General features: G+C 65.0%; 21 protein-coding genes. 10 read left to right on the plus strand and 11 right to left on the minus strand.

The features are described 5' to 3' along the window. Positions 1–5 precede the first annotated feature (5 nt). The 4 genes from ACK5JE_RS09915 to ACK5JE_RS09930 are packed head-to-tail and all read left to right on the plus strand — an operon-like array spanning position 6 to position 4,173. Positions 6–860 carry a peptidoglycan DD-metalloendopeptidase family protein gene (locus tag ACK5JE_RS09915; RefSeq protein WP_416801548.1) on the plus strand — a complete coding sequence of 285 codons (855 nt, stop codon included), beginning with the start codon at positions 6–8 and terminating at the stop codon, positions 858–860. Next, entirely contained in the window at positions 857–1,636 is a 780-nt protein-coding gene (locus tag ACK5JE_RS09920; RefSeq protein WP_416801549.1) for a 3'-5' exonuclease, read from the plus strand. Before ACK5JE_RS09915 ends, ACK5JE_RS09920 begins: the two co-directional genes overlap by 4 nt. Continuing rightward, positions 1,629–2,951, plus strand: a complete 1,323-nt coding sequence (gene rlmD, locus ACK5JE_RS09925; protein ID WP_416801550.1) for a 23S rRNA (uracil(1939)-C(5))-methyltransferase RlmD — start codon at positions 1,629–1,631, stop codon at positions 2,949–2,951. Before ACK5JE_RS09920 ends, rlmD begins: the two co-directional genes overlap by 8 nt. Before the next feature lie 10 nt (positions 2,952–2,961). Continuing rightward, entirely contained in the window at positions 2,962–4,173 is a 1,212-nt protein-coding gene (locus ACK5JE_RS09930; protein WP_416801551.1) for an MFS transporter, read from the plus strand. 327 nt (positions 4,174–4,500) lie between these two features. Here ACK5JE_RS09930 and ACK5JE_RS09935 read toward each other — a convergent pair whose 3' ends face one another. Beyond that, a complete protein-coding gene (locus ACK5JE_RS09935; RefSeq protein ID WP_416801552.1) occupies positions 4,501–5,454 on the minus strand; it encodes a LysR family transcriptional regulator in 954 nt (317 codons plus the stop codon). A gap of 113 nt (positions 5,455–5,567) precedes the next feature. Between ACK5JE_RS09935 and ACK5JE_RS09940 the strand changes: the two genes are divergently transcribed. Together ACK5JE_RS09940 and ACK5JE_RS09945 are read left to right on the plus strand one after the other, a co-directional pair. Beyond that, entirely contained in the window at positions 5,568–6,650 is a 1,083-nt protein-coding gene (locus ACK5JE_RS09940) for a tartrate dehydrogenase (RefSeq protein WP_416801553.1), read from the plus strand. 87 nt (positions 6,651–6,737) lie between these two features. Beyond that, the gene (locus ACK5JE_RS09945; protein WP_416801554.1) at positions 6,738–8,057 is read left to right on the plus strand and encodes an MFS transporter; all 1,320 of its coding nucleotides are present in this window, start codon (positions 6,738–6,740) and stop codon (positions 8,055–8,057) included. Positions 8,058–8,207: 150 nt separating this feature from the next. On the opposite strand, the gene argH is transcribed toward ACK5JE_RS09945, so the two are convergent. Then, positions 8,208–9,641 carry an argininosuccinate lyase gene (gene argH / locus ACK5JE_RS09950; RefSeq protein ID WP_416801555.1) on the minus strand — a complete coding sequence of 478 codons (1,434 nt, stop codon included), beginning with the start codon at positions 9,639–9,641 and terminating at the stop codon, positions 8,208–8,210. Between the two features lie 139 nt (positions 9,642–9,780). On the opposite strand from argH, the gene ACK5JE_RS09955 reads away from it, so the two are divergent. Continuing rightward, positions 9,781–10,119, plus strand: a complete 339-nt coding sequence (locus tag ACK5JE_RS09955) for a P-II family nitrogen regulator (RefSeq protein ID WP_416801568.1) — start codon at positions 9,781–9,783, stop codon at positions 10,117–10,119. Here the strand turns inward: ACK5JE_RS09955 and ACK5JE_RS09960 are convergent, their stop codons facing one another. Then, complete coding sequence (locus ACK5JE_RS09960; protein WP_416801556.1) at positions 10,120–10,671, minus strand: chorismate--pyruvate lyase family protein; 552 nt, start codon at positions 10,669–10,671, stop codon at positions 10,120–10,122. Positions 10,672–10,810: 139 nt separating this feature from the next. Here ACK5JE_RS09960 and ACK5JE_RS09965 point away from each other — a divergent pair, with 139 nt between their 5' ends. Then, positions 10,811–11,539 carry a pseudouridine synthase gene (locus tag ACK5JE_RS09965; RefSeq protein ID WP_416801569.1) on the plus strand — a complete coding sequence of 243 codons (729 nt, stop codon included), beginning with the start codon at positions 10,811–10,813 and terminating at the stop codon, positions 11,537–11,539. On the opposite strand, the gene ACK5JE_RS09970 is transcribed toward ACK5JE_RS09965, so the two are convergent. Next, the gene (locus ACK5JE_RS09970; protein WP_416801557.1) at positions 11,512–12,477 is read right to left on the minus strand and encodes a 23S rRNA (adenine(2030)-N(6))-methyltransferase RlmJ; all 966 of its coding nucleotides are present in this window, start codon (positions 12,475–12,477) and stop codon (positions 11,512–11,514) included. The two genes, ACK5JE_RS09965 and ACK5JE_RS09970, sit on opposite strands and share 28 nt — an antisense overlap. Positions 12,478–12,491: 14 nt before the next feature. Then, positions 12,492–13,259, minus strand: coding sequence for a glycerophosphodiester phosphodiesterase (gene ugpQ / locus ACK5JE_RS09975; RefSeq protein WP_416801558.1), 768 nt, complete (start codon positions 13,257–13,259; stop codon positions 12,492–12,494). Between the two features lie 158 nt (positions 13,260–13,417). Here ugpQ and ACK5JE_RS09980 point away from each other — a divergent pair, with 158 nt between their 5' ends. Continuing rightward, on the plus strand, positions 13,418–15,379 hold the full coding sequence (locus ACK5JE_RS09980; RefSeq protein WP_416801559.1) for a SurA N-terminal domain-containing protein: 1,962 nt from the start codon (positions 13,418–13,420) through the stop codon (positions 15,377–15,379). 75 nt (positions 15,380–15,454) lie between these two features. Here the strand turns inward: ACK5JE_RS09980 and ACK5JE_RS09985 are convergent, their stop codons facing one another. From ACK5JE_RS09985 to ACK5JE_RS10010, 6 genes are all read right to left on the minus strand, one after another. Continuing rightward, positions 15,455–17,719 carry a RelA/SpoT family protein gene (locus tag ACK5JE_RS09985; protein ID WP_416801560.1) on the minus strand — a complete coding sequence of 755 codons (2,265 nt, stop codon included), beginning with the start codon at positions 17,717–17,719 and terminating at the stop codon, positions 15,455–15,457. A gap of 15 nt (positions 17,720–17,734) precedes the next feature. Then, positions 17,735–17,938: a DNA-directed RNA polymerase subunit omega gene (gene rpoZ, locus ACK5JE_RS09990; RefSeq protein ID WP_376813999.1), complete on the minus strand. Its 204-nt coding sequence runs from the start codon at positions 17,936–17,938 to the stop codon at positions 17,735–17,737. Positions 17,939–17,950: 12 nt separating this feature from the next. Next, a complete protein-coding gene (gene gmk, locus ACK5JE_RS09995) occupies positions 17,951–18,595 on the minus strand; it encodes a guanylate kinase (protein WP_416801561.1) in 645 nt (214 codons plus the stop codon). Positions 18,596–18,607: 12 nt separating this feature from the next. Next, on the minus strand, positions 18,608–18,925 hold the full coding sequence (locus tag ACK5JE_RS10000) for a hypothetical protein (protein WP_416801562.1): 318 nt from the start codon (positions 18,923–18,925) through the stop codon (positions 18,608–18,610). Positions 18,926–19,003: 78 nt separating this feature from the next. Next, positions 19,004–19,789 (minus strand): exodeoxyribonuclease III, encoded by a 786-nt coding sequence (xth, locus tag ACK5JE_RS10005; protein ID WP_416801563.1) that lies wholly within the window; start codon positions 19,787–19,789, stop codon positions 19,004–19,006. A 138-nt stretch (positions 19,790–19,927) separates the two neighbouring features. Then, positions 19,928–20,155 (minus strand): helix-turn-helix transcriptional regulator, encoded by a 228-nt coding sequence (locus ACK5JE_RS10010; RefSeq protein WP_368649185.1) that lies wholly within the window; start codon positions 20,153–20,155, stop codon positions 19,928–19,930. A gap of 778 nt (positions 20,156–20,933) precedes the next feature. Here ACK5JE_RS10010 and ACK5JE_RS10015 point away from each other — a divergent pair. Beyond that, positions 20,934–21,170, plus strand: a complete 237-nt coding sequence (locus tag ACK5JE_RS10015) for a transcriptional regulator (protein ID WP_343819930.1) — start codon at positions 20,934–20,936, stop codon at positions 21,168–21,170. The last annotated feature ends 3 nt before the right edge of the window (positions 21,171–21,173 follow it).

A 21,173-nucleotide genomic window follows, 5' to 3' on the forward strand; every position in this document is an offset into this window, starting at 1 on the left:
ACCACATGCTCGATGGGACGCTGGTGACAGATGCTCCGTCTACCCAACCGCAGCGCACCGGGCGCTTTCTTCTGTCGGCCGTCACCTTGTCGGTTGCCGTCCTGTCAGCGGTTGGTTTGTCGGGCTGCGCCTCGACCTCCGCGCGCGCGCCCGTGACCGATCATTCCAGCGGGACCGCCGCCGGAGGGGCGCAGGCAAAGGGCACCTATGTCGTGCGGGCGGGCGACACCCTCTACAAGATCGCCCAGGCGCATGGCATGGAGGTCTCGCGCCTGGCAAAGTTGAACAACATCGGCGACCCGACCCAGCTGGCCATTGGCCAGGTGCTGCGTCTGGACAGCGGCACCCCGATGCCTTCGGGCGGCTCGGGCGCGACGACTTCGCCGGTCAAGCCCGCATCCTCGGGGGGCGCCTCGGGCGGCAGCGGTGGCTCCACGGCGACGGGCGGCACGACGACGCCGGTCGAGACCTCGGCCTCGCGCGCCAGCGACGCCAGCCTGATCTCCTGGGACTGGCCCAGCAGCGGCAAGATCATCCAGGGGTTCAACGCCACCACCAAGGGCATCGACATCGAGGGTGTCGTGGGCGCGCCTGTGACGGCCGCTGCCGAGGGCAAGGTCATGTACGCCGGCAACGGTGTGCGCGGCCTGGGCAATCTGATCCTGCTTGGCCACAGCAACGGCTTCATCACGGCCTATGCGCATAATCAGTCTCTGCTGGTCAAGACGGGCGCGACCGTGAAAAAAGGCGCCAAAATCGCCACGCTGGGCCAGAGCGATACCACTTCGCCGCGCCTGCATTTCGAGATCCGCCGTCGCGGTACGCCGGTCAATCCCCTGTCCTACCTGCCGGCGCGATGATTCCGACGCTGGTCTTCGACCTCGAAACGATCCCGGACGCCGACGGTCTGCGGCGCCTGGAACCGCAGTGGGCCGATCTGCCGGATGCCGATCTGATCGAGGTCGCGCTTGCCCGTCGCCGCGAGACCCATGGCAACGATTTTCTGCCGCTGCACTTGCAGAAGATCGCTGTCATCGGCTGTGTGTTCCGTGACGACCAGGGGTTTCGCGTCCGCACGCTGGGCCAGACGGACGATCCCGAGGAGACCCTGATTGCCGGTTTCTTCAAGACCATCGGCCATTACACGCCCACGCTGGTCAGCTGGAATGGTTCGGGGTTCGATCTGCCCGTGCTGCACTATCGCAGCCTGATTCATGGCGTGGCCGCGCTGCGCTACTGGGACACGGGCGAGGACGATCGCGATTTCCGTTTCAACAACTACCTGAACCGCTACCACACCCGGCACGTCGATCTGATGGACGTGCTGGCAAAATTCAACGGTCGCGCCAACGCGCCGCTGGATCAGCTGGCCAAGCTGTGCGGTTTCCCGGGCAAACTCGACATGGACGGAGGCCAGGTCTGGCAGGCCTGGCATGCCGGGCAACGGGATCAGGTGCGCAACTACTGCGAGACCGACGTGGTCAATACCTGGCTGGTGTATTGCCGCTACCGCCTGATCAAGGGCGAACTCGATGCGGCCGCCTATGCGGCCGAACTCGCGCTGGTGCGCGACACCCTGGCGGCCATCGATGCGCCCCACTGGAAAGCATTCCTCTCTGCCTGGCCTCATGGTTGAACCCATTCTGTTGTCCCTGAATGTCGAATCCCTGGATCTCGAAGGCCAGGGTATTGCCCATCACGAAGGCAAAGTCGTCTTTATCGAGGGCGCGCTGCCCGGCGAACGGGTTCTGGCCCGCGTGACGCGCCGCAAGCCGTCCTTCGATAAAGCCAAGGTCGAGCGCGTCCTGCGGCCTTCCGCCCAACGTGCCCGGCCCCCGTGTCCGCATTTCGGCGTCTGCGGGGGATGCGCCATGCAGCACTTCGAACCGGCCGCCCAGATGGCGATCAAGCAGCGCGCCCTCGAGGATGCGCTGGCGCACATCGGCAAAGTCCGGTCCGCGCAGATCCTGCCAGCGTTGCAGGGGCCGACTTCCGGCTACCGCCATCGCGCCCGGCTGTCCGTGCGGCTGGTGCCGAAAAAGGGTGGCATGCTGGTGGGGTTCCGTGAGCGCGCCAGCAGCTACGTGGCCGACATGCAATCCTGTCTCGTGCTGCCGCCGCACGTGTCGGCGCTACTGATGCCGTTGCGCGACCTGATCGGCGGGCTGTCGCGGCCTGACCGCATGCCGCAGATCGAGGTGGCCGTCGGCGACGAATCCACGGTGTTCTGCCTGCGGCACCTCGAGCCGCTGACCCCGTCCGACCTGGAGCGCCTGCGCGATTTTGGCGTCCGGCACCGGATCGACTGGTGGTTGCAGCCCAAGGGGCCGGAGACGGCGCATCCGCTGGATCCCGCCCGGGCGGACACGCTGGCCTATGCGCTGCCGGCCTATGGCCTGCGGATGCACTACCGGCCCACGGATTTCACCCAGGTCAACCCCCACATCAATCAGGTGCTGGTGGCGCGGGCCCTGAGCCTGCTGGACGTCCAGCCCGATGATCGCGTGGCCGACCTGTTCTGTGGTCTGGGCAATTTCAGCCTGCCGCTGGCCACGCAGGGCAGGGCGGTCGTGGGCATCGAAGGCAGCGCGGCGCTGGTGTCCCGCGCCCGCGAGGACGCCGTCCGCCAGGGCCTGGCGGACAAGGCCGCGTTCACCGAGCTCAACCTGTTCGAAGTGGATGCCGACTGGCTGCGCGGCCTGGGTCATTTCGACCGCATGCTGATCGATCCTCCCCGCGAAGGCGCGTTGGCCGTGGCGCAGGCGCTGGCTGCGCTGACGCCCGCGCAAAGGCCGCGCCGCGTGGTGTACGTGTCCTGTAATCCCGCCACCCTGGCGCGCGATGCCGGGGTGCTGCACCATGTGGGCGGATGGACGCTGAAGGCCGCGGGCGCGGTCAATATGTTCCCTCACACGGCGCACGTGGAATCGATCTCGGTCTTCGAACCCTGAGGGACTTTATATGAATCAAGAGCATTCCGTTCCGGACACGAACGGAAAACGCGCCATTCCGCGCACGGTCTGGATGCTGGGGCTGGTCAGCCTGTTCATGGATCTTTCATCGGAAATGATCCACAGCCTGCTGCCGATCTTCCTGGTCTCCGGCCTGGGCGCGAGTGTGCTGGCTGTCGGTGTCATCGAGGGCGTGGCCGAGGCCATCGCCCTGATCGTCAAAGTCTTTTCCGGTGCGATCAGCGATGCCCTGGGTCGGCGCAAGGGGCTGCTGTTGGCGGGCTACGGGTTGGCCGCCTTGAGCAAACCGCTGTTTCCACTGGCGCATTCGGTGACGATGGTGTTCGCGGCCCGTTTCATCGACCGGATCGGCAAGGGCATCCGGGGTGCGCCGCGCGATGCCCTGGTCGCCGATGTCACGCCGCCGCGGATTCGCGGAGCGGCCTTCGGCCTGCGCCAGTCCATGGATACCGTGGGCGCGCTCCTGGGGCCGGGGCTGGCGGTCATCCTGATGCTGGCTTTCACTGATATCCGGCACGTGTTGTGGTTTGCCGTGGTGCCGGGAATCGTGGCCATGGGGCTGCTGTTCTGGGGGGTGCGGGAGGCGGGTCCGGCGCCGGGGCGGGGCCGCGTGTTTCGTTCTCCCATCCGTTGGCACGCCGTGCGCGGCCTGGGCGCGGCCTACTGGCGGGTGGTGACGATCGGCGCCGTGTTCACGCTGGCGCGCTTCAGCGAGGCCTTTCTGATCCTGCGTGGGCAGGATATGGGCCTGAGTGCCGCCTGGGCGCCCGTCGTGCTGATCGTGATGTCGCTGTTTTACACGCTGTCGGCCTATCCGGCAGGCTGGCTGTCGGATCGTGTGCCGCGCACGGCGGTGCTGGCCTCCGGCCTGATCCTGCTGGTGCTGGCCGATCTGGCGCTGGCGATCGACGGCGGCGCCTGGCCGTTGCTGGCGGGCGCGGCGCTATGGGGGCTGCACATGGGATTCAGCCAGGGGATCCTGTCGGCCATGGTGGCGGACACAGCGCCTGCGGATATGAAGGGGACGGCGTTCGGGGTCTTCAATCTCGCCAGCGGCGTGTGCATGCTGCTGGCCAGCGTCCTGGCCGGCTGGCTGTGGCAGGCCTGGGGGCCGTCCGCGACCTTTCTGGCCGGCGCCGTGTTCGCGGCCGTGGCGCTGCTGGGGCTGGCCATGCCGGCGGGACGGGGGCGGGCAGCGTAGGGGTTGTTGGCGATCAGCGCGTGCGCGGCGATCTGCGTATCCAGCGCGCCGATGCCTTGCAAGAACCGTCCGACCTCGCGTTCGAGTCGCGTGGCTGTGGACAGCAGACGGGCCTCCCCGTAGAGAGGTGATGAATTCCTGAAAAGGCCAGGATAAAAGGGGGCGGCCGAGGATGAGCCGGCGCGTGATCCGTTTTGTCCGTCGGGAGAACCACGGAATCGGGAGGATGGAGGCGATCGCGGTTTTCGGACGCAGCGGTGAAGGAATCTCTTCTGTGGTGGGCCGTATCCGTGTATTCCCTCGCCAGGCATCCGCCAAAGAACACAATTAGTGCTCTGTCCGGCGGGTCGCCGTACTTCTCTGGGTGCGCAGTTTGTCGCCCAGTTCCGCCGCCAGGAAATCGACGAAGGTCCGAATGCGCGTCGAGAGCTGGTGGCTCTGTGCATAGACCGCATAAATGTTGGCTCCCGGCGTCGAATGCAGCGGAAGCACCTGCACCAGACGCCCGTCGGCCAGGTATTGATTAATGTCCCATTCCGCCCGCATCAGGATGCCGTGTCCGTCCAGCGCCCATTGGACCGCGATCTCGCCATCGTTGGTCGTCAGCGTGCCGTGGGTATGGATGGATTCGGTCTTCTGCGTGCCACCACGGCCGCTGCTCAGTTTCCAGACGCCATAGGCTTCGTCTCCTTGCCGGATACCGATGCAGTTGTGTCGGTTCAAGTCCCGTGGAGAAGCCGGCATGCCGTGTCGGGCGAGATAGGCTGGTGCCGCGCATAGCAGCCGTCGGTTGGGGGCCAGGCTGCGGGCGATGACACGGGTGTCGGGCGGCTCTCCGAAACGAATGCACACGTCGAAGGCGCCTTCAGTCAGCGGCGGCGGTGTGACGGAAAGCTGCAACTGAACAGAGACCTGCGGATACTGCGTGATGAAGCGTGAAATGGCCGGACCGACATGGCTGCGGCCGAAGCCGAGTGTGGCATTGACGCGCAACAGGCCCGTTGGCCCCTTCTTCGCGCTGCCCAGCAGTTCGCCCAGTTCATCGATCTCATCCAGGATCCTGCGTGCCCGTTCCAGATAGACCTCACCCTCCGGGGTCAACATCATCCGCCGGGTGGTGCGATTGACCAACATGACGCCTGCGCGTTGTTCCATCTGCGCGAGCCGCTTGCTGACGGCGGCTGCCGTGAGGCCGAGTTCCCGGGCCGTTGCGCTCAGGCTGCCGGCTGCGGCCAGTACTGAAAAAAAGCCGAGATCGGCAGGATGAATGGTCTCGCTCATGGTGCCTCAATTCATGAATCAAAGTTAATTATGAATTGATTTTAGACGTGATCTTTAGGAAATAAACATGATTAAAGTGTTCCAACACTTTCAATTTCCATTGGGCGGAGACCATGAAAACCTATCGCATTGCCACCATTCCCGGAGACGGCATCGGCAAAGAAGTGATTCCCGCAGGGCGTCAGGTACTGGAGGCCGTTGCCGCCGCCGGCACGCGGTTCAAATTCGAGTTTCAGGACTTCGACTGGGGGGCTGATTACTATCGGCAGCATGGCGTGATGATGCCGGAGGATGGACTGGATGCGATTCGTGACCAGGACGCGATCCTGTTCGGTTCGGCTGGTGATCCTGACGTGCCCGACCACATCACCCTGTGGGGCTTGCGGCTGAAGATCTGCCAAGGACTGGATCAGTACGCCAACGTCCGCCCGACGCGCATTCTGCCGGGCATCGACGCGCCGCTGAAGCACTGTGCGCCGCGGGATCTGGACTGGGTCATCGTGCGGGAAAACTCCGAAGGCGAATACTCGGGTGTCGGTGGCCGCGTGCATCAGGGCCATCCCTTGGAGACGGCCACCGACGTGTCCGTTCTGACGCGAGCCGGCGTTGAGCGCATCATGCGCTTCGCCTTTCGCCTGGCGCAGTCCCGGCCGCGCAAGCTGTTGACGGTGATCACCAAGAGCAATGCGCAGCGCCACGCCATGGTGATGTGGGATCAGATCGCCCGTGAAGTCGCGCAGGAATTCCCGGATGTGACTTGGGACAGGGAACTGGTCGATGCGGCGACCGCGCGCATGGTCAACCGTCCTGCATCGCTGGACACCATCGTGGCCACCAATCTGCACGCCGACATCCTCAGCGACCTGGCGGCCGCGCTGGCAGGCAGCCTGGGCATTGCGCCCACGGGCAACATCGATCCCGAGCGCCGTTATCCCTCCATGTTCGAGCCGATCCACGGTTCTGCGTTCGACATCATGGGCAAGGGGCTCGCCAATCCGGTCGGCACCTTCTGGTCGGTCGTGATGCTGCTTGAGCATCTGGGCGAAACGCAGGCTGCTGCCGGCGTGATGCGCGCCATCGAGGCCGTGACGGCTGATCCCGCATTGCATACGCGGGACCTGGGCGGTCAGGCCACGACCGTGCGGGTGACCGAGGCCGTTTGCGCATCGGTCGGCGAGGCCCTGGCAGCGGCCTGAGACAGAACTGGCGGGCGACGTGCGATACGCCGTCGTCCGTAGAGCCCCTGAAGGGGCCCGCCCAGCAATCAGCGTGGAGACAATGCAATGGACAAGAACATCAAGGATGTCGAGGATATCGAGAAGCGCACGTTGCGCCGGATTAGCTGGCGCATCGTGCCTTTCATCATGCTGCTGTATTTCGTCGCCTACATTGACCGGGTGAATCTGGGTTTTGCGGCGCTGACCATGAAGGCCGATCTGGGGTTGAGTGCCTCGGTCTTCGGTTTTGCGGCAGGCATCTTCTTCTGGGGCTACTTTCTGTTCGAGGTGCCGTCGAACATCGTGCTGCACAAGCTCGGCGCGCGGTTGTGGATCGCGCGCGTCATGGTCACCTGGGGCATTATTTCGGGCGCCATGGCCTTTGTCGAAGGGCCGACCAGTTTCTATGTAATGCGTTTTCTGCTCGGCGCGGCCGAGGCGGGTTTCTTTCCCGGCATCATTCTGTACCTGAGCTACTGGTTTCCGGCGCGCCACCGGGCCGGGGTGACAGCGCTGTTCATGGCGGCGGCGCCGCTGTCCACGGCGCTCGGCTCGCCGATCTCCGCCGCGCTGCTGGAAATGCACGGCATCATGGGCCTGACGGGGTGGCAGTGGCTGTTCATCCTGGAAGCCATCCCGGCCTTGATCCTGGGCGTCGTCGTTTTCTTCTACATGACGGATCGGCCCGCGCAGGCGAAATGGTTGAAGGACGACGAGCGCGCCTGGCTGGTCGGAGCCATGGAGCAGGAAGCCGCTCGTGTGGGCAAGGGGGCCAGGCACGGCGTGCTGAGCGGCCTGGCCAATCCGCGTGTGCTGGCCCTGGCGCTGATTTATTTCGGCACGTCGGCGGGTTTGTACACCCTGGGCATCTGGGCACCGCAGATCATCAAGCAGTTGGGTGTGTCGTCCATGACGGTTGGCGTGCTGAACGCCATTCCGCCCATTGTGTCGGTGGTCGCCATGGTGCTGTGGTCGCGCCATTCCGATCGAATGAACGAGCGCACTTGGCATGTCGTGCTGGCGTGTATTGCCGCGGCCGTGGGGCTGTGGATCGCGGCCGCCTCCAACAGCATCGTCGGCCTGATCGCGGCCCTGACACTGGTGAATATCGGGATCAGTTGCGCCAAGCCGCCGCTCTGGAGCATGCCGACGCTGTTCTTGTCGGGTAGCGCGGCGGCCACCGGGATCGCCACCATCAATTCCATTGGCAATCTGGGCGGCTTCTTCGGCCCGGCCATGATCGGCTGGATCAAGGATCAGACGGGCAGCTTTGCCGGGGGACTCCATTTCGTGGCTGGCTTGCTGGTGTTGTCGGCCATCCTGACCCTGGTGTTGGCGCGTACGCAAAAGCCGGTTGGCACGATGGGCGGGGTCAGCGCTTCGTAAGCGTATTCCGCGCGGATTGGGATGCGAAAACGCCGGACATCACTCCAGCGTTTTCGCATGGCGCCCGGGCCTGCGCCCGGTGTGTTCACGCCTGAGCGGTCCAGATCCTCCTTCACCGTTTTCAGGCGGCTCGGATTCGTCAGGCACGGATCAGTCCGCGGGGACTGGCCTGTGTCCGGACTCATCCAGCACCCGCTGCGCCTCGATGCGCACACGTTCGGGCGCGGTGCCGCCGATGTGTTTGCGGGCGGCGACCGAGCCTTCCAGGGTCAGCACCTGGAACACATCATCCTGGATGTCGGTGTGGAAGCCGCGCAGCTCGTCCAGGGACAGGTCGGCCAGGTCGCAGCCGCGTTCTTCGCAGGAACGCACCGCCAGCGCCACGGTCTCGTGGGCGTCGCGGAAGGGCACGCCGCGCTTGACCAGGTAATCGGCCAGGTCGGTGGCCGTGGCGTAGCCCTGCAGGGCGGCGGCGCGCATGGCGTCGGCCTTGACGCAGATGCCGCCGATCATGTCGGCGAAGATCGTCAGCGTGTCGCGGATGGTGTCGGCGGTGTCGAACAGGCCTTCCTTGTCTTCCTGGTTGTCCTTGTTGTAGGCCAGGGGCTGGCCCTTCATCAGGGTCAGCAGGGCGACCAGATGGCCGTGCACGCGACCGGTCTTGCCGCGCGCGAGCTCAGGGACGTCGGGGTTCTTTTTCTGCGGCATGATCGAGCTGCCGGTGCAGAACCGGTCGGCCAGTTCGATGAAGCCCACGCGCGGGCTCATCCACAGGACGAGTTCCTCCGACAGGCGCGAGACATGCGTCATGATGAGCGCGGCCGCCGCGCAGAATTCGATGGCGAAATCGCGGTCCGAGACGGCGTCCAGGGAATTGCGGCAGACCTCGTCGAAGTTCAGGGTGCGGGCGACGCGTTCGCGGTCGATGGGGTAGGATGTGCCCGCCAGCGCGGCGGCGCCCAGGGGCAGGCGGTTGGTGCGGCGGCGGCAGTCGGTCAGGCGCTCGGCGTCGCGGCCGAACATTTCCGCGTAGGCCAGCAGGTGATGGCCGAAGGTGACCGGCTGGGCCACCTGCAGGTGCGTGAAGCCCGGCAGGATGGTGTCGGCGTGTTCGAGGGCCAGCGCGGCCAGCCGGTTGCGCAATTGCCCCAGCAGATCGATGGCCAGGTCGATTTCGTGCCGCAGCCACAGGCGGATGTCGGTGGCGACCTGGTCGTTGCGTGAACGGCCCGTGTGCAGGCGCTTGCCCGCGTCGCCGATCAGCTCGACCAGGCGTTTTTCGATGTTCAGGTGCACGTCTTCCAGGTCCAGCGACCAGATGAAGCTGCCAGCGTGGATTTCTTCCAGGATCTGCGCCATGCCGCGCTGGATGTCGGCCAGATCGGCCGCGCTGATCACCCCCACGGCGGCCAGCATGTCAGCGTGGGCCAGCGAGCCCTGGATATCGAAGGCGGCCATGCGCTGATCGAAGTCGACCGAGGCTGTATAGCGCTTGACCAGATCGGAGACGGGTTCGGAAAAGCGGGCCGACCAGGCCTGCGACTTGTTGTCGAACTGATTGTGTGCGGACGAGGTATTTGACATAGTGGGCGCATTATAAAGGAGGGTGTGTCCGGCCCTGGACGGGCGGGGCCGGACGCACGTGCCGTTCGGGAGGTCCGGCGCCGTCTGCGCTATATTAGAATTTTTTCAGCGGAAACCAGACACCATGGCGCAGTCCGACATGAAGCAGATCACGGCGATCGTCAAACCCTTCAAGCTCGATGAGGTGCGCGAGGCTTTGTCCGAGCTGGGCGTCAACGGCCTGACCGTCACCGAGGTCAAGGGGTTTGGCCGCCAGAAGGGCCATACCGAACTGTATCGCGGGGCGGAATACGTGGTGGATTTCCTGCCCAAGATCCGTGTCGATGTGGTGGTGGCGGCCGATCAGGCCGAGGGGGTGATCGAGGCCATCATCCGCGCCGCGCGCACAGGCAAGATCGGCGATGGCAAGATCTTTGTGACGCCGGTGGAACAGGCGGTGCGCATCCGCACCGGGGAAAGCGGCGTCGAGGCGCTGTAATCAGGCGAACGGCCGCCTGGCGATCGCCCAGAAGGCCGGCAAAAAATACTCTGCCACCAGCAAAGGCTGGCCCAGGCGCATGAACACCGAATGCCGGGCCAGGATCGTCTGGCCCGCGTCCACGCCCACCCAGGTCTGGTTGCCGCGTCGCGCCCGCAGGCGGCCAAAGCAAAATCCGCTGCGGGTGATGCGCGGATCCTGGTACAGGATGTCGGCCAGGGGCCGCAGTCCCAGGCCGCGCATGGCCTTCCAGACGCCCCGGCTGGCGGGCAAGGGCGTGAAGCTGCATGCCTGAACCGCAGGCACCCCGTCGATGGTCATCAGAATCTCGCGCCACCAGACCGGGGTGCCCGCCGGCAGTCCGGCCTCGGCGGCCCAGCCCCGGGTCAGCGCCTCGGCCGATTCACGGCGCACCGTCAGCCGCACCTCGCCCAGACGCCTCAATCCGGCGGTCAGGGCGCCAGGCCGTTGCAGCCAGGCCTGCTTCACCCTGTCCTTTCCGGGGGGCGGCGTACTGTGCCAGGGGCGGGAGAATGCGGTATCGGGCGTCATGATGGGCGGGCGATCAGGGGCCTCACGATAGCATGGCCCGGATGCTCAGACCGGCTTGCGCGATGCCCGGGGCTTTTCCGGCGGCATTCTGGCGTCGGCCGGGAGTCCGGCCGGAGGATTCGATACAATGCGCAGCATCATGGAACCGGTCCGAATCTCAAAACTCATGGCCCAGCGCGGCCTGTGCTCGCGGCGCGAAGCCGATGCCTACATCGAACGCGGCTGGGTGCGCGTGGATGGCCGGATCGTGAGCGAGCTGGGCACCAAGGCGTTGCCCAGCGCCCGCATCACGCTTGAACGGCAGGCCGCGCGCCGTCAGACCGACAAGGTCACGATCATCCTGAACAAGCCGGTGGGCTACGTGTCGCATCAGTCCGACAAGGGCTATCGTCTGGCCGCATCCCTGATTCAGGCGCGGACCCAGTACCGGCCGGGGCAGAGCCCGGCGTTCGACCCCGCGCATCTGCGCGGGCTGGCGCCCGCCGGACGGCTGGACATCGATTCCCAGGGACTGCTGGTGCTGACCCAGGACGGGCGTGTCGCCCGCCAGCTCATCGGCGATGACTCCTCGATCGAAAAGGAATACCTGGTCCGGGTCGAGGGACGTTTGTCGGCCAACGGGCTGGCGTTGCTGAATCATGGCCTGTCGCTGGACGGCCAGGCGCTGCGGCCGGCCCGGGTGCAATGGCAGAACGAGGACCAGTTGCACTTCACCCTGCGCGAAGGCCGCAAGCGGCAGATCCGCCGCATGTGCGATCTGGTCGGTCTGAAAGTCGTCGGCCTGAAGCGCGTGCGCATGGGGCGCGTCGTGCTGGGCGACCTGCCGGTGGGCCAGTGGCGCTATTTGCGGGACGGCGAACGATTTTGAGGCTGCGCACGGTCCCTGGCCGGCCGCGATGACCGGGCCTGGGCCTGGGGGGCGGGCGATTCCGGTGACGCGACAGGACTGGCGCCGGGCGACGCGCTGGTGGTGAGGGTATGCCGCGCATGGTCGTCCTGGGCCAGCGTGGCGGTCAGCCAGGGCATGGCGCTGCGCAATTCCTGGTGCAGTGTCCAGGGCGGATTGATGATGAACATGCCGCTGCCGTGCAGCCCCAATCCATCGGTGGAGGGCTTGTGCACCGTCAGGGTGGCATGCAGCCATTGCACCGGCAGCCGCTCCAGCGCGCGGGCCATTTCGTGCGCCTGGACCCGTTGCACCAGGGGATACCAGATCGCGAAGCAGCCGGACGCGAAGCGTTCCAGGCCATCGCGCACCGCGTGCAGGGTGTGCCGGTAGTCCTGCTTGTCCTCATAGGACGGATCGATCAGGACCAGACCGCGCCGGGTCGGTGGCGGCAGCAGGCGTCTGAGGCCGCCAAAACCGTCCTCGCGGGCGATGGCCACCTGACGGCGCGCGCTGCCCAGTTGCCGCAGCGTATCCTGGAGGACCTCGATTTCGGTCGGATGCAGTTCGAACAGCCGCAGCTTGTCATGCGCGCGCAGGGCGTGCAGGGTCAATGCGGGCGATCCGGGGTAGCGGTTGGCGACGCCGTCTGGATTGAAGTCCTGGATGGCGCGCAGGTAGCGCGTCACCAGCTCGGGCGGTTGGGGAGCGCCCAGCAGCCGGTCCAGCCCGTCGACGACTTCGCCGCTCTGACCGGCCCATTCGCCATCCAGTGCGTACAGCCCGGCGCCGGCATGCGTGTCGATCACCCAGTAGGGGGCTTCCTTGCGATTGAAATAGTCCAGGATCTGGACCAGGATGGCATGTTTCAGGACGTCGGCGTGATTGCCGGCGTGAAAGGCATGGCGATAGCTGAACATGACGGCCCGGCGGATTATCGGGCCAGGCCGGGCGCATCCGCCCGGACGCTGTGCAGCGCATCGGTAAAGACCGCGTGGCAGCCCCAGTCGAACAGGGTGCGGGCGCGGTCAGGGTCGTTGACCGTCCAGATGGCCAGCGCGGCGCCCTGGTCCAGGATGTCGCGCACCGTGGCCTGGTCGGCATAGGCCGTGTCGATGTTCAGGCCGATGCAGCCCAGGCCCTGCTGGCGGTTCCGCCAGTCGGCCGGGACCTGGCCCTCGATGAGCAGGGTGCGGGGCAGATCGGGGGCGGCAGCGCGGGCAGCCTCCAGCGCGGCTTCGGAGAACGACGACAGCAGCGGCGGCAGGTCGGCGCCCGCCCACAAACGCGCGGCCTCACGGGCCACGGCCGCGCCGGTCTCGGCATCGTGTCCCGTGGTCGGCTTGATCTCGATATTGCAATGCATGCCGCGCGCGCGGGTGCAGCGGGCCACGGCGTAGAGGGACGGGACCGGCTCCCCGGAAAAATCCGGGCCGTGCCAGCTGCCGAAATCCATGTGCCCCAGCGCGAGCCAGTCCAGCGCGCTGGCCAGGCCATGGCCGTCGGAGGTCCTGTCCACGGTATCGTCATGCAGCAGGAAAGGCATGCCGTCACGGCTGAGCTTGACGTCGAATTCCACCATGCCGAATCCGGCGGCCGCGCCCGTGCGCATCGCTGCCAGGGTGTTTTCGGGGGCCAGGCGGCCGCCGCCGCGGTGCGCGATGAAGGCCGGCCAGGGCCAGACGGGAGGAGAGGAGGGCATGGGGCAGGGTCGCAGGAAGGAATCAACCCGCATTTTAGCCAGCCGGGGCCGCCTTCACCAGGCACGGTCTTGGCGACTGCGCCGGCCACGGTGGTAAACTGCGAAACATTTCGTGTGCGCGGCCCTGGGGCCGTCAGTCTCCAGCAGGTGAGCCGTTCATGTTCGATTTCATTCGCACGCATCAGCGCCTGATGCAGTTGATCCTCCTGATTCTCGTAGTGCCGTCCTTCGTGTTCCTCGGGATCAGTGGCTATTCCTTCGTCACGGCCGATCCGGCCGTGGTCGAGATCGGCAAGGCCTCGGTCAGCCGCAACGAGTTCGTCCAGGCTCAGCGCAACCAGTTGCAGCAGATGCAGGAAAGCAGTCAGGGGCGTTTCGATCCGGCGTTGCTGGACAATCCCCAGGCGCGCCAGGCGTTGCTGGACCAGCTCGTCGATCGCAAGTTGCAGATCGCCGTGGCGACGCAGAACCGCTTCAGCGTGTCCGACGGCGCCCTGCGCCGCGCCATCGCCGCGATGCCTCAGCTTCAGGTCGATGGCCAATTTTCTCCCGATCGTTACCATGAGGTCCTGGCATCCTATGGCATGACGCCGCGCGATTTCGAGGCCAGTCAGCGCGCCGAACTGGCGCTGGGCCGCGTGCTGGATCCGGTACGCGACACGGCCGGGCTGCCGCTGCCGGTGCTCGACGGCCTCAAGCGCGCGCTCACCGAGGAACGCACTGTCCGTCGGCGGGTCTTCAAGGCCGAGGATTACATCCAGGGCATCCAGGTGCCCGATCAGGACATTCAAGCCTGGTACGGCGGCCATCAGGACGAATTGCGCCTGCCCGATCAGGTCGCTGCCGACTATCTGGTGCTCGACGAGGCGGCCGCGCGGGCCAGCGTGCCGACCCTCGAAGAAGCCCAGCTCAAGGACTACTACGAGCAGAACAAGTCGCGCTATGTGGTGCCGGCGCGCGTCAGCGTCAGCCATATTCTGGTCAAGCTGCCGGCTGGCGCCTCTGACGATGTCGCCAAGACCGCGCTGACCAAGGCCCAGGGCATCGCCTCCCGCGCCCGCACCGAGCCCGCCGATTTTGCCGACCTGGCCCGCAAGGAATCCCAGGATGCGGGCACGGCGCACGATGGCGGCCGTCTGGGCTGGATTCAGCGCGGGACGCTGCCGCTGGACATGGAGCAGGCGGTGTTCGCGCTCAAGCAAGGCGAGATCTCCGATCCGGTCAAGGGGCCGGATGGCTATCATGTTTTCATGGCCGATCAGGTTCAGCCCGAGCAGGGCGAGTCCTTCGAGCAGGCTCGCACCAAGGTCGAAGACGAGGTGCGCCGCCAGCTGGCCGCCGAGAGTTACGCCGACATGGCCACCAAGCTCACCAGCCTGGTCTATGACAATCCGTCCAGCCTGGATCCGGCCGCCAAGGACCTGGGGCTCAGCATCCGCCAGGCCGGCGGCATCGCGCGCGACCGCCTGCTGACGGCCGACGAGGCGGGCAAAGACGCCGCTTCCGCCTCTGAAGATGCAGCGATCCTGGGCGATGTGCGTGTGCGTCAGGCCCTGTTCAGTACACAGGTGCTGACGGACAAGCAGAACTCCGGGGTCATCGAGATCTCGCCCGACACCATGGTCGTGGTGCGGGTGCGCGACATGACGCCGGCGCATGTGATGACGCTGGATCAGGTTCGCGATCAGATCCGCAAGCGGCTGGTTGGTGAGCGCGCGCTGGCGGCCGCCGTGGCCGAGGGCGAGAAGGTGCTCGCCGGATTGCAGGCCCAGCCTTCGACCGAGGGCTTCGAAAATCCGGTCACGGCCAGCCGGCTGAATCCCGCGGACCTGTCCGATGAGGTGCTGGAGACCGCATTCTCGATCAAGGCGGACAAGACGCTGCCGGCTTTCAGCGGCGTCACGCTGACGCCGAGCGGCTACGTCATCATTCAGGTCGAAAAGATCCAGCCCGGGACGACCAGCGCGCCGGCGCTCGCGGGTCTGGGCCAGCAGATGGCCCGTCTCTGGGGCGGTGTGGAACGTGAGGCCGTGCTGGTCGAGCTGCGCCAGCAACTGGGCGTCAAGGTCACGGACGAGGGCCGCAAGCTGATCGAGCAGGGGGATGTGAGTCCGAATTGATCCGTCGGCTGACCGGGCCTCCGATGACCCGGTTGCGCGATGTCCGAGGCCCCGGTTTTCCGGGGCCTTTGTGTTTTATCGCTTGGCCCGCACGATTTTCTGGACCTGGGGGACGTGCCGGATGGCGCGGATGACCTGAGCCAGGTGCTTGCGGCTGTCGACTTGAACCATGATGTTGAGCAAGGCGGTGGAGGCGACCTCGTCGGGCATGGTGAGCTGGATGATGTTGGAGTCGGCTTCGGTGATCTCCGCCGCCAGGCGTCCCAGGACGCCGCGTTCGTTCAGGACGGTCAGTTCCAGGCGCGTGCTCAGATGCCGGGCAGTGGTGGTGTCCCAGACCACGGGGATCCAGCGCTCGGGCTCACGCGCCTGCTGGCGCTTGGCGACCGGGCAATCGGCCATGTGCACCACCAGTCCGTGACCCAGGCGGATGCCGCCGATGATCACGTCGCCGGGCAGCGGGCCGCAGCACGGCGCGAGCTGGACAGCCTGGCCCTCGTTGCCATGGATCACGATCGGCGCGCTGTTGGCGGATGTGTATTCGTCCACGGCCATCGCTGTGGTCTCGAGCATGTCGTTCTCGGGCGCGAAGCGACGCGCCACGACCGCCGCCAGGCGTTTGCCCAGGCCGATGTCGGCCAGAATCTCCGTGCGCGACGCGCCGCCCGAGCCCTTGGCCAGCCGCTCCCATTGCGGGTCGTCGTCCTTGGGGTAGGGGATGGAAAGCTGATCGAAGGCCTGGTTCAGCAGCCGCCGTCCGAACGCCACTGACTCCTCGTAGCGTTCATTGCGCAGGTAGTGGCGGATTTCCGAGCGCGCGCGGCCCGTGCGCACGTAGTTCAGCCATTGCGCGCTAGGGCGCGAGGTGGTGGACGTGACGATCTCCACGGAGTCGCCGCTGTGCAGCTCCGTGCGCAGCGGCGAGAATTCGCCGTTGATCTTGCAGGCCACGGCATGGTTGCCGACATCCGTGTGGATCGCGTAGGCAAAATCCACCGAGGTGGCGCCCCGAGGCAGCGACAGGATCTTGCCCTGCGGGGTGAACACGTAGACCGCGTCGGGGAACAGATCGACCTTGACGTGCTCCAGGAATTCGCCCGAATCCCCGGTCTGGCTCTGGATGTCCAGCAGCGATTGCAGCCACTGGTGGGTGCGTTTTTGCAGATCGTTGAGCGAGGTGCCCTGTTCCTTGTAGAGCCAGTGGGAGGCCACGCCTTCTTCGGCGACATGATCCATGTCGTGGGTACGGAACTGAAACTCCACCGGCGTGCCGTAGGGGCCGATCAGCGTCGTGTGCAGGGACTGGTAGCCGTTGATCTTGGGGATGGCGATATAGTCCTTGAACTTGCCGGGCACGGGGCGGTAGAGCTGGTGCAGTGTCCCCAGGGCGAGATAGCATTCCGGCAGCGTGTGGACGATGATGCGAAAGCCGTAGATGTCCAGCACGTCGGAAAACGACTTTTTCTGCTGGACCATTTTTTTGTAGATGCCGTAGAGCGATTTTTCCCGGCCGTTGACCTGGGCGTCCAGGCCCGCGGCGGGCAGCGCGGCACGCACCGCCTCGGCGATCCTGGAGATGACCTCCCGGCGGTTGCCGCGCGCGGCCAGCATGGCCTTGTGCAAGACGTCATAGCGGTTCGGGTAGATGGCCTTGAAGCAGCGGTCCTGCAGTTCACGAAACAGCGCGTTCAGGCCCAGCCGGTGCGCGATCGGAGTGTAGATGTCGAGCGTCTCGCGCGCCACGCGGCGGCGTTTTTCGGGGCTGACGGCATCCAGCGTGCGCATGTTGTGCAGCCGGTCGGCGAGCTTGATCAGGATCACCCGGACGTCGCGCGCCATGGCCAGCAGCATCTTGCGGAAGGATTCCGCCTGCTGCTCGGCCTTGGTGGCGTATTCCAGGCGTTCGAGTTTGGTCAGGCCGTCGACGATCTCGGCCACCTCGGCGCCGAATTGCTCGGCCAGCTCCTGTTTGCTGACGTTCTGATCCTCGATCACGTCATGCAGCAGGGCGGCCATCAGGGAATCGGCGTCGAGTTTCCAGCCGGCGCAGATCTCCGTGACGGCGATCGGGTGATGGATGTACGGCTCGCCGCTGGCGCGGAACTGCCCGAGATGGGCGTTGTCGGCAAAGCGGTAGGCCTCCCGGATGCGCTCGATGTCGCGGGGTCCGAGATAGCCGGAGACGATCTGGTTGAGTCCGGTCAGCGAGGCGATCGGACTGGGCGATGCGTCGGTGTGGGCGGCGGGCGTAACATGCGGCTTGCGTCGCCGCAAGCGGGGGCCTTTGCGCAGGACGGCGAGCAGTCCGGAGGACGCGCCGCGTAAACCCGAAAACGCCATGGCCCGCCCCGGGAATCAGGTAGGTACTTTGCGCAGCATCTCGGTGCCCACCTGGCCTTGGGCGATCTCGCGCAGCGCGGTGACCGTGGGTTTGTTGTGGCTCTGGATGCGGGCCTCGTGTCCCTGGGCCAGCTCGCGGGCGCGGTAGGTCGCGACCAGGGTCAGATCGAAACGATTGGGAACTTGTTCGAGGCAGTCTTCTACGGTGATGCGGGCCATATGTGTCCTGGTTCAGGAATCGGTTGACAGTGGTTTGCGGATACCCAGCTGAGTGAACAGTTCGGCATGACGGACGGATTGCGCCGGATAGCGCAGACGGGCCGCGCCGACGACTTGCCGGAGCTGCTCTAATGCAAGGCTAAATTCTTGATTAATAATAACATATTCGCAATCCGAGGCATGTGCCATTTCTCCGCCGGCGGCGAGCAGTCGGCGGGCAATGACCTGGGGCGCATCCTGGCCGCGTTTTTGCAGACGGGCTTCGAGCGCCTCGATCGAGGGCGGCAGGATGAAGATACCGATTGCCTGGGGATAGTGGCGGCGCACTTGCTGGGCGCCTTGCCAGTCGATTTCCAGAATGATGTCCGTGCCGCCGCTCAAGGCCTGTTCGACCCGGTCGCGGGGTGTGCCATAGAAATTGCCGTGGACCTCCGCCCATTCGAGCATGTCGCCGCGGTCGCGCAGCGCCTGGAAAGTCTCCACGGACACGAAACGGTAGTGTTCCTGGTCGCGCTCGCCCGGACGCGGGTCGCGGGTGGTGCAGGAAATGGACAGGGCCAGGCTGGCGTCCTGATCCAGCAAGGCGTTGACCAGACTGGACTTGCCCGCTCCGCTTGGAGCGATCACCATGAAAATATTGCCGGAAGACTGCTTCATATCGGATGGGTTTCAGCGTTCGGCCGAGGCGGACAGGTCGGGCTGGCCCAGTTCGGCCAAGGTTTCTGCATAGGCCTGGGCGCCTGTGCACAAAAAGACGATGGCATCGCCCGGATTCAGGTTGAACAGCACGTCCTGGATCTGCTCGGAGGCGTCGTCTCCGTCGTGGATCGCGGCGACATGGACGTCGCCGTCCCCCTGGAACTGCTCGGCGGGAACCAGGTCGGCCACCTGCTCGATGTCGGCGGCGCGCTGGGCCACATAGACCCGGAACGGCAGATCCTCGAGGGTGATGTCCAGGACCAGCCCCCGGTCCAGATGAGAAATCAATCGGCTGTCGAGCGGCATGAGCAAGGGGAAAGTAGGACGAGCCCTGGATTATAGACGCTTTGTCCGGCGGGTTTGTCGTCAGGCTGCGTCGAATTCCGCCACGACAGGGGCGTGGTCCGAGGGCTTGTCCCAACCGCGCGGCGTCTTGTCCACGAGACATTCGCGGCAGCGCGCCGCCAGGGCTTGTGTGGCCAGGATGTGATCGATGCGCAGACCGGCGTTGCGGCGAAAGCCCATCCGGCGGTAATCCCACCAGCTGAAGACGCGCGCTGGCTGGTCGAACAGTCGGAATGTGTCCTGCAGGCCCAGACCAAGCAGATCGCGGAAGGCCTGGCGCTCGGGATCGGAGACGAGGATGCCGCCGGCCCAGGCTTCGGGGTCGTGCACGTCCTCGTCAGTCGGGGCCACGTTGTAGTCGCCGAGGATGGCCAGGTCGGGGTGGCGGGCGATTTCGTCGTTCAGCCAGCTGCGCAGCGCCTGGAACCAGTCCAGCTTGTAGGCGTACTTGTCGCTGTCCACGGCCTGTCCGTTGGGGCAATAGGCGCTGATGACACGCACGGAGCGTCCGTCCGCACCGGGCAGGGTGGCGGCGATGATCCGCTGTTGCGCATCCTCGTAGCCCGGGATGTTGCGCTGCATGTCCTGTGGGGGCGCCTTGCTCAGGATGGCCACGCCGTTGTAGGTTTTTTGGCCCGCCCAGCAGGCGTGGTAGCCGGCCGCCAGCAGGGCCTCGTGCGGGAATTTTTCGTCCGGCAGCTTCAGTTCCTGCAGGCACAGGGCGTCGACCGGGTTGGTTTGCAGCCATTCCAGGATATGCGGCAGGCGGACGTTCAGGGAGTTGACGTTCCAGGTGGCGAGTTTCATTCGATTTTAAATTCCGTTAATAATCAAATAATTATCACATCACCACACATTGAATTTTCGGTCTAGCTACCCACCTGGCTACCCAATTTGGACCTGGTGGGCGTCTTTTCTTTGTGTTGCGTGAATACGACTATGGTATCAGCAGGGCATCTTGTTTCGCTCGATCATGGCGTGCAGGCTGGTGGCCGTGATGCCGCTGGATCGCTTGCCGATTTTGACCAGCTCCAGTTCGCCGTTATGGACCAGTCGGTAGATCGTAGAGCGAGAAACCCCCAGCTTGGCCTCTGCCACGTTGATGCGGTAGAGCAGCGCCCGTGTTGCGGCGCGGTGGGGAGGATGGGAAATGGGAGTGCTTGCTACTGTCATAAGTCGATCCTCTTCGGATGGCCGGTGAAAATAGTGGCTCCAAATGTGGAGTGTGAGCGTTTGGCAGGGCCAGCCGCCGATCCGCGTAGAGCGGTACGGCTGGGTGCCAGAGACTGCGGTCTTTCCCGCCGTCATCATGGGATTACGTCGCCATCCTGGATGTTGGGCGCCTGTTGTGGGCGCTCCGGGCGCTTCCGCTGGGGGAGTCCCCGCGACCTGCAGCCATCGCGCCCCACGCGAGGGACAGGCGGCTGGTTGCGGATTTCGTCGGTTTTGCTTCAACCCCGATGCGTTACAGGTTGCTGCGCAATCGCATGCCGAATGTCGGGCAGGGCGCAGTATTTATCGGTTGTTGCTTTTTAAAGAGCTGGTCTGGGATGAGCAGATAGGGGCATTTTCATCAAATTGATTAGCAATGTCAATAGTCTTCAAAGGCGATCATTTTTATAAATAATTCAATGGTTTACTGAAAGAGCGTTGAGCGTAGCTGATCCCGAACACTAGAGGGATACAACCAAGACGCAAATTGTTTTTCCCTGTGACCGTGCCGGGATCGCTAAAATTGCCTCACTCCCTAGAGGCGGGCGGGGCAAGTTTGTTTCAGTAAGGTTCAGGCCGTTTCATGCCTCGATGCTGTTAATTTGACATGACGTTACATTCCGGGCGATTCAGGCTGAACTTCATGCAGAAAAACTGCACAAACACACTACCTTCCGTCACATCCAAATAGCTGATTTATCTAATAGAATCCATGTTCATGCCAGGGTTATGAACATATATGCCTGACTTTCAACCTGTACGTCACGCCTGTACCTTGATGGGCGGGATGACACCACTCGCCCAGAAGCTTGGCCTGCCGGTGCAGGTCGTCAGCGGCTGGGCAGCCGGTACGCGACCGGTGCCGATCATCCGCTGCGTGGAGATCGAAGAATTGACGGGGGGAGGGGTCACCCGGAAACAGTTGCGCCCGGATGACTGGTGGCAGATTTGGCCGGAATTGCGAGGTGAGGGCTAGGAG

The sequence above is a fragment of the Castellaniella sp. genome (assembly GCF_047971665.1).
Lineage (GTDB): Bacteria > Pseudomonadota > Gammaproteobacteria > Burkholderiales > Burkholderiaceae_B > Castellaniella.